This is a genomic window from Cellulosimicrobium sp. E-16 (assembly GCF_049913115.1).
Taxonomy (GTDB): domain Bacteria; phylum Actinomycetota; class Actinomycetes; order Actinomycetales; family Cellulomonadaceae; genus Cellulosimicrobium.
The window spans coordinates 919990-930596 of the sequence record NZ_CP183974.1 but is presented as its reverse complement, the minus strand read 5'-3'; the positions used below and the strand labels follow the sequence as shown (position 1 = coordinate 930596).

Here is a 10607-nt window from a genome sequence, read left to right as displayed (position 1 = left end):
CGGTCGCGAGGTAGGACGCGCCGAGCTCTACCTCGCGACCGCTCGTTCTACCTCGCGGGGCCCCGGCTCTCCCCCGGCGGGACGACGACGGGCCCCGACCCTCCCGGAGGAGGATCGGGGCCCGTGTGTCAGGCGCTGCCGTTGGGCAGACGTCGTCAGGCTCTCAGGAGCGGATCACACCACTCACTCAGCGCCGGCCTGCAGCTCGCCCGTCGGGGGCAGGTCGCGGACCGAGACGCCGGTGGGGGCGTCGAGCGCGGCAGCCGCGCCCACGCTCACCGGACCGCGGTCGTGCTCGCCCTTGGAGACACCCCGGAAGGTGAACTCCCCGAGCAGGCCCTCGCCGTCGGCGTCCACCAGGACGATCTCGCCGGCCTTGAGCTCGCCGAACAGGATCTTCTCGGACAGCACGTCCTCGATGTCGCGCTGGATCGCGCGGCGCAGCGGACGGGCACCCAGGACCGGGTCGTAGCCCTTCTCGGCGAGCAGGACCTTCGCCGCCGGGGTGAGCTCGATGCCCATGTCCTTGTCCCGCAGGCGGGCGTCGAGACGGGCGATCATCAGGTCGACGATCTGGATGATCTCGGCCTGCGAGAGCTGCGGGAAGACCACCACGTCGTCGACGCGGTTGAGGAACTCGGGCCGGAAGTGCTGCTTGAGCTCGTCGTTGACCTTCGCCTTCATGCGCTCGTAGGACGTGACCAGGTCGCCGCCGGCGTTGAAGCCGGTCTGGACGCCCTTGGCGATGTCCCGCGTGCCGAGGTTGGTCGTCATGATGATGACGGTGTTCTTGAAGTCCACGACGCGGCCCTGCGAGTCGGTCAGGCGACCGTCCTCGAGGATCTGCAGGAGCGAGTTGAAGATGTCCGCGTGGGCCTTCTCCACCTCGTCGAACAGCACGACCGAGAACGGCTTGCGCCGCACCTTCTCGGTGAGCTGTCCACCCTCGTCGTACCCGACGTAGCCGGGGGGCGAGCCGAACAGCCGCGAGACGGTGTGCTTCTCGGAGAACTCCGACATGTCGAGCTGGATGAGCGCGTCCTCGTCCCCGAAGAGGAACTCGGCGAGCGCCTTGGCCAGTTCGGTCTTCCCGACGCCGGTCGGGCCGGCGAAGATGAACGACCCACCGGGGCGCTTGGGGTCCTTGAGGCCCGCACGCGTACGGCGGATGGCCTGCGACAGCGCCTTGATCGCGGCCTCCTGGCCGACGACGCGCTTGTGCAGCTCGTCCTCCATGTGCAGCAGGCGGCTGGACTCCTCCTCGGTGAGCTTGAAGACCGGGATGCCCGTGGCCATGGCCAGGACCTCGGCGATCAGCTCCTCGTCCACCTCGGCGACGGTGTCCAGGTCACCGGACTTCCACGCCTTCTCCTTGTCGGCGCGCTTCGCGGTGAGCTGCTTCTCCTTGTCGCGCAGGCCGGCGGCCTTCTCGAAGTCCTGCGCGTCGATCGCGGACTCCTTCTCGCGACGCGCCTCGGCGATCTCCTCGTCGAGCTCCTTGAGCTCCGGCGGGGCCGTCATGCGGCGGATGCGCAGGCGCGCGCCCGCCTCGTCGATGAGGTCGATCGCCTTGTCCGGGAGGAACCGGTCGTTGATGTACCGGTCCGCGAGCGTGGCCGCGGAGACGAGCGCGGAGTCCGTGATGGACACGCGGTGGTGCGCCTCGTAGCGGTCGCGCAGGCCCTTGAGGATCTCGATCGCGTGCGTGAGCGACGGCTCGGCGACCTGGATCGGCTGGAAGCGGCGCTCCAGGGCCGGGTCCTTCTCGACGTGCTTGCGGTACTCGTCGAGCGTCGTCGCGCCGATGGTCTGGAGCTCGCCGCGCGCGAGCATCGGCTTGAGGATGCTCGCGGCGTCGATCGCGCCCTCGGCGGCACCTGCCCCGACGAGCGTGTGGATCTCGTCGATGAACAGGATGATGTCGCCGCGCGTGCGGATCTCCTTGAGCACCTTCTTGAGGCGCTCCTCGAAGTCACCGCGGTAGCGCGAGCCGGCCACGAGCGCGCCGAGGTCGAGCGTGTAGAGCTGCTTGTCCTTGAGCGTCTCGGGCACGTCGCCGCGCACGATGTCCTGGGCCAGGCCCTCCACGACGGCGGTCTTGCCGACGCCGGGCTCGCCGATCAGCACCGGGTTGTTCTTGGTGCGACGGCTGAGCACCTGCATGACGCGCTCGATCTCGAGGCTGCGCCCGATGACCGGGTCGAGCTTGCCCTCGCGCGCGGCCTGGGTGAGGTTGCGCCCGAACTGGTCGAGCACGGCCGACCCCGACGGCTGGCCCTCGGCGGGGCCGCCCGCGGCGACGGGCTCCTTGCCCTGGTAGCCGGACAGGAGCTGGATGACCTGCTGGCGCACCTTGTTGAGGTCGGCGCCCATCTTCGTCAGGACCTGGGCGGCGACGCCCTCGCCCTCACGGATGAGGCCGAGCAGGATGTGCTCGGTGCCGATGTAGTTGTGGCCGAGCTGGAGCGCCTCGCGCAGCGACAGCTCGAGCACCTTCTTGGCGCGCGGCGTGAACGGGATGTGCCCGCTCGGGGCCTGCTGGCCCTCGCCGATGATCTCGGTCACCTGGGTGCGGACGCCGTCGAGGGAGATCCCGAGGGACTCCAGCGCCTTGGCCGCGACACCCTCGCCCTCGTGGATGAGGCCGAGGAGGATGTGCTCGGTGCCGATGTAGTTGTGGTTGAGCATCCGTGCCTCTTCTTGGGCAAGGACGACGACCCGACGGGCTCGGTCTGTGAATCTCTCGAACATGTGCTGCTCCTCGTGAGCGGCGTACACCTGCCCGCCGGACGACGGGTACAAGCCTGACCGCATTGACTCTATGCGGTTCGAACGAGCCGCACCCCCTCCGTATGCCGTTGTTCGCCAGGGGCGTGAAAGAGGGGTCGGGCCGTGACCTGCGGGCGTGCCGGACGCCGTCGGGCGCAGATCACCCGGCCCGACACGCGCGCGGCGCGTTGACCGCGACGCGCGCCCCGGGCAGGCTCGGGAGTGCGCCCCGCACGGACGGCCAGAAGGGTGGCGAGAGCGATGCACCAGCCGGACCAGCAGCCCGAGGACCCCACCGCGCCGGGAGCCGACGAGCGTGACGCGCCGTCCACGAGCGCGCCCGCCACGTGGGAGCAGGTCGTCGCCCGGTTCCACGGCGTCGTCGCGGAGGTGGACGACCCGCTGACCTGGGGCCTCGACCTCGACGAGGAGACGCTCACGGGGGCCGGGCACGGCGCGCACGACCCGGCGGAGGAGCGGTTCCTGCGCTCCTACGTGTCGTTCACCGGCGAGACGCTGGACGTCGAGACGCTGCGCGTCCTGGCAGCCCACGACGAGCAGGCGGAGGACATCGTCCGCACCGCCCTCAGCGGCGCGCTCGCCGCGCCGCTGCACTCCGACACCCCGGGCGACGACGACTTCCTCGACTCCTACCAGGAGTACCGCGCCGCGATGCGCGCGATCGTCGAGGAGGTCGACGTCGCGACGGTCACGCGCACCACGTTCGTGGTCGACGGCGAGCCGCGGGCGTGCCTGCACGTCACCGTGCGGGAGCACGCAGCCGTGTACGTCCCGCTGGACGACCGGGCGCTCGTCGTCTCCGGACCCGCCGACCTGCTCGCGCGCGTCGACGTCGTGACCCGCCCGCTGCGCAACATCCTCCAGGACGAGCCCGAGCCGAGGTTCTGACGCCCTGATCGGCCCGACGCCGAGCCCGGGGTTGCGGTCAACCGGCCCGCCGAGCCCGGGGATACGGGTGGGTTCGGCGGCGGCCGGGACGACGACCCCGGGTTCGGCCGCAAACCGGTGACCCTCGGCCGTCGATCAGGGACGGGTGTCCCGGGCGGATCGCGCCCTCGCGGCCTAGGGTCGAGTCACGACCGGTGCCGGGCGACGGCGCCGGGACAGCACGCCGACGGCGCACGCGGTCGGCCGACCGGGCGGAGGTGGCGGGGATGCGCGGCGTGATCGTCGGTGTGGACGGGTCGGAGGAGTCCGGCGGCGCGCTCGACTGGGCGCTGCGCGAGGCGGCGGACCGGGGCGCGCCGCTCACGGCAGCGCTCGCGTTCGAGTCGCGGCAGACGTCGGGCGACGTCCCGGACGCGGCGGGCGAGGAGAAGCGCGCGCTGGTCCAGGAGTGGCTGGACGCCGCGCGCGCCCGCACGAGCCTCGGCCCGGACGCGGTGACGGCCACCGCGCTCGCCGAGCGCGGCAGCCCCGCGGCGGTCCTGCTCGCCCTCGCCCAGCCCGGGACGGCCCAGCCCGTCCAGGACGACGTCCACCTCGACCCGGACGACGGCGACGACGCCGACCTGCTCGTCCTCGGCCGCTGCGGCCGCGGACGCCTCGGCCGCATGGTCCTCGGGTCGGTCCCGACCGCCGTCGTGCAGCACGCGACCGTCCCCGTGACCGTGGTGCGCGGCACGCCCGACGTGCGCCACGACCACGCCCGGCCCGTCGTGGTCGGCGTCGACGGGTCGTCGACGTCGGTCCAGGCGCTGCGGCACGGCGCGGACGTCGCGCGGCGCACGGGCGCGACGCTCGAGGCCCTGTTCTGCTGGCAGATCGTCTCGCTCGCGCCGCTCCCCGACTCGTGGGGATGGACGCCGCCGATCGACGACTACGAGAAGTTCGCCTCCCAGAAGCTCGACGCCGCGCTCGAGGCTGCGGGCGTCGACCTTCCCGACGACCGCCTCGTGCGCAGCGTGAAGCACGTGCACGCCGCGAAGGGGATCATCGAGGCGTCGTCGCACGCGGAGCGTCTCGTGCTCGGCAACCGCGGCGTCGGCGGGTTCGACCGCCTGCTGCTCGGCTCGGTGAGCCGGCACGCCGTCGAGTACGCGCACTGCCCCGTGACCGTCGTGCGGCCCCCGGACGCGACCCACCCCTCGGGCGCCCACGACGACTGAGGGTTTCGCCCCTCGAAACGATTCGACGCCGCCCGCACCGCGGGTGGACGATGTGGCACGTGCAGATCGAGGACACCTACGACGGCTCCCGACCCGTCCGCACCGTCACCCGGCTCTTCGCGCCCCAGCGCGGGCGGCTCGCCGCGGCGGCGCTCGCGTTCGCCGTCAAGCACTCGCCCGTGTGGGTGATTCCGGCGCTCACCGCGACGGTCATCGACGTCGTCGTCGAGCACCGACCCCTGCGGGAGCTGTGGATCACGGGGGCGATCATGCTCGCCGTCGTCGCGCAGAACCTCCCGCTGCACACGCTCTACGTGCGGTGGCTCTCGACCGCCGTGCGCACGGTCGAGAACGGGCTGCGCATGGCGCTCTCGCGCCGGCTCCAGGAGCTCTCGATCGGCTACCACCGCCGCGTGAGCGCGGGCGTGCTCCAGGCCAAGATCGTCCGTGACGTCGAGAACGTCGTCGAGGCGTCGCGCACCACGTTCGACTCGGGCATGGCCGCGCTCACGACGCTCGTCGGCGCGGTCGTGCTCACGGCCGTGCGCGTCCCGGAGTTCCTCGTGATCTTCGCCCTCACGGTGCCCGCGGCGGCCTGGCTCGTCGTCGCGATGCGCCGCCGCATGACCACGCGCAACGCCGCGTTCCGCGCCGAGGTGGAGAACATGTCCGCGCGCGTCGCCGAGATGACGCACCTCATCCCCGTGACGCGCGCGCACGCGCTCGAGGAGCGCGAGCTCGACCGCATGGGCTCGGTGCTGCACCGCGTGCGCGAGGCGGGGATCCGGCTCGACGTCGTCAACGGCCGGTTCGGCGCGCTGTCGTGGATCGTGTTCCAGGTGCTGTCCGTCGCGGGCCTCGTCGGCGCGGCGTGGGTCGCGTGGACGCAGACGTTCGCGGTGTCGCCTGGCGACGTCGTCATGCTGTCGAGCTACTTCGTCACGCTCACCGCGTCCGTGACGGGGCTGCTGAGCCTCGCGCCGATCATCACGAAGGGCCTGGAGTCCGTGCGGTCCATGGGCGAGGTGCTCGGCGAGCCCGACGTCGAGCGCAACGCCGGCAAGTGCGTGCTCGACCAGGTCGAGGGCTGCGTCGCGTTCGAGGACGTCACGTTCGCGTACGACGACGTCCCCGCGCCGGGCGAGGAGCCCGCCCTCGCGGTCGACCACCTCTCCCTGACGGCCCGGCCCGGCGAGACCGTCGCCCTGGTCGGGGCCTCGGGGTCGGGCAAGTCGACCGTGCTCAACATGGTCATCGGGTTCCTCGCGCCGACGTCGGGGCGCGTCCTGGTCGACGGCGTCGACACCGCGACGGTCGACCTGCGCTCCTACCGCCGGTTCCTCGCCGTCGTGCCGCAGGAGTCGATCCTGTTCGAGGGGTCTGTCCGCGACAACGTCACGTACGGCAGCCCCGACCTCACCGACACCGCCGTCGAGCAGGCGCTGCGCGACGCGAACGCGTGGGACTTCGTCACCGAGATGGGTGGCCTCGACGCCGTGATCGGTCAGCGCGGCGGCCGGCTCTCGGGCGGGCAGCGCCAGCGGCTCGCCATCGCCCGCGCTCTCGTGCGCGACCCGCGCGTGCTCGTCCTCGACGAGGCGACGTCCGCGCTCGACACCATGTCCGAACGGCTCGTGCAGGAGGCGCTCGGGCGGCTGATGCGCGGTCGCACCACGTTCGTCGTCGCGCACCGGCTCACGACCGTCCGCGGCGCCGACAGGATCGTCGTCATGGACCACGGCCGCGTCGTCGAGGTGGGCAGCCATGACGAGCTCGTCGCCGCGGGCGGGACGTACGCGCAGATGCACGTGGCACCAGCCGCCTAGGACTTTGGGGATCGCCAGGAGAACGTGAGCTCGCGCGCCACGATCATCAGGTCTCCCGTGCCGAGCGCCATCTCATGGCTGAACCCCTCATCCAGAGGCAGTATCTCGTCGAGCATTATCGCGGGGTTCCCGTAGTAGTCCTCTCGCGCGGTGGCCAGGTCGTAGTCGAAGCTCTGCACGCCGGAGTAATCGAGGGTCAGGCCCTCACGGTGCTTCCACGGGCTCCCGTCGAAGACAACCGTCGCGTCGCCACCCCGCAGGATGACGCGACCGAGGACGAGGTCCTTGACGCACCGGTCGGACGTGAAGTCGTAGTGCGTCTCCTCCGCGATGAAGTCGCGCGCCCCGGGAGGCAGGGACCCGATGAGACCTGGCAGGACTTCCAGGTACCGGCGGGGATCGAAGGCGTAGCCCTGAAGCTCGCCCACCCAACCCGTCTCCACATATCTCACGACCGCATCATCTCCCAACCGTCCGTCATCACCGCTCCTCGTCACCTATGCTCCAGGCGATCTCAGCGCATACCGATCGGCGCCGGGGTCGAGATCGTCGGGAGGCTCGGTGCGAACGCGAAGACGAGCCCTTCCCCCGGGTGAGGGGCCCACCGTGACGGTCGTCTAGATGTACATCTAGAGCTCGCGCAACCAGTCGCGATCCCCCGGCCAGGGATCCAAGCCGTCCCGGTATGCGGTGACGGCTCGAAGGTGCGGGAGGTCGTCAAGGACCTGTGCGTCGAGGAGTCGACCAGAGTCGGCGATCAGCAGTTCCTCGAGCATCGAGCACCCCATCAAAGGCGCAAGGCTGATCTGTCGCCTCTGCCGTCGGTTGCGTGGTAGCTGGACACTGAGACGGCGCAGGAGGGGCAACCGCCCGAACTCGTCCAGGCTCGCCACGGTTGCTCCCTCGACGTCGACCCTCTCGAGGCGGGGGCTGCCAGCGAGACGAGGCTCGACCACATAGTCGCTACTGCCCGCCTTGAACCCGAGGCGGAGGTCACGCAAGGAATCGAGGCTGCCGCTCCACTGTCGCGGTGGGCACGGCGCGAGCCTCTCCAGCGCGAGAAACTCCAGGCACTGCAGCTCGGTGAGGTCTCCACCAAGAGCACCCCCGGGCATCGCGAGAGAACGCAGTTTGGGTGCCTCCGTCGGTTGCACAGCTTCAGCGAGCGTGCCGTCAACCCACAGCACTTCGAGGTCGCGCAGAGTCTCCGCAGGGATGCCACCAAGTCGACGTCGCGCCTGGACCTGGAAGAACCGCAGGTTCAGGTGCGACAGCCATCCCAGGTCGAGGGCCCCTCCCGAACGCTCCCGCGGTAGCAGCAGGACGCCGTCGATCCCGCGCCGCGCCAGAGCACTCAGCTCAGCCGATGACGGTTCGGCGGAGAGTTCGACCGTCTTGTACGGGCCGTAGCGATCGGCAGCCAGAAACTGAAAGCTTGGATTGAGCATCACGGCCGCACCGATCGCAGAGCGTGAGACGACAACCATGGCGAAGTGTCCAGGCAACGCCGCAGCACCGAGCTCCGGCTCGGCGGGACGCTCGTCGTTCCCGATCCGCTACCTGGCGTAGCCACCATCCCAGACGACCCCATAGTGCTCTCCGTAGTCCAGCGCAGCGTCCCAGTCCTCGCCCCACGGGTTGTACACGACGCTCAGGGTGCGTGGCGGACAGTAGAACACGTCCTAACCGCTCGGTTCCGCGGCATGAATCTCCACGCGCCACCCCGCGAGCTGGCCCGTCGTCGCCGAACCTGTCAATGCCCACTCGCCAGGTCGCGGCCTCGGTTCGTGGGATGTCATCGCCGTGACCGATCTTGGACCGGTGCGCCTCGGAAGGCGAAGACGAGCACGCGGACGGCCAGGACGGTCCCCACGAACCCGAGCGCCGCGCCGAGGACGGCGAAGAGGCGCAGGCCCTCGACGAGCTCGGGGCCGGAGTCCGCGGAGACCAGCACGACCGCCGCCACGACGGCCGCGGCGGCGATGACGGTGGACACGACCTGCTGCACGAGGCCGGTGAGGAACGCGCGGTCGTCGTGGTGGGCGAACGACCGCACGTTGACCGTGAGCCGCCCGGCCTCGACGTCGCTCGTGATCTTGGCGAGGCGGCGCGGGAGCCGTTCGAGCTCGGGGGCGAGGCCGAGGAAGAGGCTCGTCGCGCGCTCGCGCAGGCCTTCCGGCGTGACGACGCGCCGCACGAGCGGCTGCGCGGTCGCACGGGCCCCGGCGACGAGGTCGAATCCGGGGTCGATGAGACGCAGCGTCCCCTCGAGCGACGTGAAGGTGCGGAACGCGGCGGCGACTTGCGAGGGGACGGCGAGCCCGGCGTCGGTGACGAGCCAGAACAGCGCGGTGAACATCGCGCCGCTCGCGCCCGCGCCGCGGAACCGCACGATCACCTGCCCGACGGCGCGCTCCAGGCGGCGCACGTCGAGGTCGGCCGGGGCGTCGAGCAGCTCGAGCAACGCGTCGGTCGCGGCGACGGCGTCGTCGGCGTCCACCGCGAGCAGCACGGCCGCGAGCGCCAGGCGCTCGGGCTCTCCGAGCCTCCCGACGGAGCCCATGTCGAGGAGGCCGAGGCGGCCGTCGTCGGTGACGAGCACGTTGCCGGGGTGCAGGTCGGCGTGGAACGTGCCCGCGACGAGCACCTGCTCGAGCGTCGCGGTGAGGAGCTGAGAGGCGAGGTCGGCGCGCACGGCGTCGTCCAGGCCAGCGAGGACGTCCGCGGCGCGGCCGACGGGGACGCCGTCGAGCCGCTCCATGACGAGCAGCGTCGTGCCGGACAGCTCGGGGTAGACCTCCGGGACCCGGACGCGCGGACCCACCGCCGCGCCGTCGCCGTCAGGACGCCGCTCCCCCGTCGCACCCCGCGCGAGCGCCGCGCGCAGCGCGAGCGTGTTCTCGAGCTCGACCGTGTAGTCGAGCTCCTCGCGCAGCGACGCCGCGAAGCCGTCCGCGAGGTCGACGACGCCGAGCGACCTCCCCCACGCGGTGTCGCGCTCGATGCGGCGCGCGAGGCGGCCGAGGATCGCCAGGTCCGTCTCGACCTGCGCCCGCGCGCCGGGGCGCTGGACCTTGACCACGACCTCCCGCCCGTCGAGCAGGCGCGCCGCGTGCACCTGCCCGACCGAGGCCGACGCGAGCGGCTCGGGCGAGAACTCGGCGAACGCCTCGTCGATCGGCCGCCCGAGCGCGCCCGTGACGGCCGCCTCGACCTGCGACCACGGCGCGGGCGGCACCTCGCTCTGGAGGGTCGCGAGCGCGTCGGCGAACGTGGCAGGGAGCAGGTCGCGGCGTGTCGACAGGACCTGGCCGAACTTCACGAACGTCACGCCCGCGTCGCTGAGGGCGTCGCGGAGCGCGGCCGCCTGGCGGCGCTGGTCGGTGCGCGACAACCGCGACCCGTCGGGCTGCCGCGCCCCGCGCGTGAGCGCCCCGCCGAGGCCGTGCCGGACGCCGATCGCGAGGATCTGCGCGTACCGCCGGGTCTCGCGTCGCCCCTGCCGCAGGCCGCGCAGCGCGCGCCACGGCCCGGGCACCGAGCCGGTCGGCACCAGCAGCTCGAGCACGAGGAGCACGCACAGCCCGAGCACGAACGCCCAGGCGAACGCGAGCACGATCGCCACGAGCGCGACGCCGGGCGCAACGGTGAGCGTCCCGTCCGAGCGCGACCAGCCGACGTCGAGCAGGCCGTTGGTGAGCACCCACGACGTGACGGAGAGCATGGCGAACGCCACCACGGCGGAACGGATCCAGCCGACCGCCGCCCCCATGACGCGCCGCGCCGTCGCCGCGAGGAGAAGGAGCATGACGACGGTAAAGACGATGCCGACGAGACCGACGAAGAATCCGGAGACGACCTGCATGACCGCCACTCTTCCGGA

The 10607-nt window shown here is 71.7% G+C and carries 7 protein-coding genes; 3 read left to right on the top strand and 4 right to left on the bottom strand.

Annotated elements, in window-relative coordinates; genetic code table 11:
* Nucleotides 1-183: 183 nt before the first annotated feature.
* The gene (locus tag ACN9MS_RS04140; protein WP_426310847.1) at nt 184-2751 is read right to left on the bottom strand and encodes an ATP-dependent Clp protease ATP-binding subunit; all 2568 of its coding nucleotides are present in this window, start codon (nt 2749-2751) and stop codon (nt 184-186) included.
* 279 nt (nt 2752-3030) lie between these two features.
* Between ACN9MS_RS04140 and ACN9MS_RS04135 the strand changes: the two genes are divergently transcribed.
* The 3 genes from ACN9MS_RS04135 (at nt 3031) to ACN9MS_RS04125 (ending at nt 6724) form a co-directional block, all read left to right on the top strand.
* Complete coding sequence (locus ACN9MS_RS04135; RefSeq protein WP_426310846.1) at nt 3031-3678, top strand: hypothetical protein; 648 nt, start codon at nt 3031-3033, stop codon at nt 3676-3678.
* A gap of 266 nt (nt 3679-3944) precedes the next feature.
* Nucleotides 3945-4898 (top strand): universal stress protein, encoded by a 954-nt coding sequence (locus ACN9MS_RS04130; protein ID WP_426310845.1) that lies wholly within the window; start codon nt 3945-3947, stop codon nt 4896-4898.
* 50 nt (nt 4899-4948) lie between these two features.
* Complete coding sequence (locus ACN9MS_RS04125; RefSeq protein WP_426310844.1) at nt 4949-6724, top strand: ABC transporter ATP-binding protein; 1776 nt, start codon at nt 4949-4951, stop codon at nt 6722-6724.
* Here the strand turns inward: ACN9MS_RS04125 and ACN9MS_RS04120 are convergent.
* From ACN9MS_RS04120 to ACN9MS_RS04110, 3 genes are all read right to left on the bottom strand, one after another.
* Entirely contained in the window at nt 6721-7152 is a 432-nt protein-coding gene (locus tag ACN9MS_RS04120; protein WP_426310843.1) for a hypothetical protein, read from the bottom strand. The two genes, ACN9MS_RS04125 and ACN9MS_RS04120, sit on opposite strands and share 4 nt — an antisense overlap.
* A gap of 201 nt (nt 7153-7353) precedes the next feature.
* On the bottom strand, nt 7354-8211 hold the full coding sequence (locus ACN9MS_RS04115; RefSeq protein ID WP_426310842.1) for a hypothetical protein: 858 nt from the start codon (nt 8209-8211) through the stop codon (nt 7354-7356).
* Nucleotides 8212-8519: 308 nt separating this feature from the next.
* Nucleotides 8520-10589 (bottom strand): ABC1 kinase family protein, encoded by a 2070-nt coding sequence (locus tag ACN9MS_RS04110; RefSeq protein ID WP_426310841.1) that lies wholly within the window; start codon nt 10587-10589, stop codon nt 8520-8522.
* Nucleotides 10590-10607: the final 18 nt, after the last annotated feature.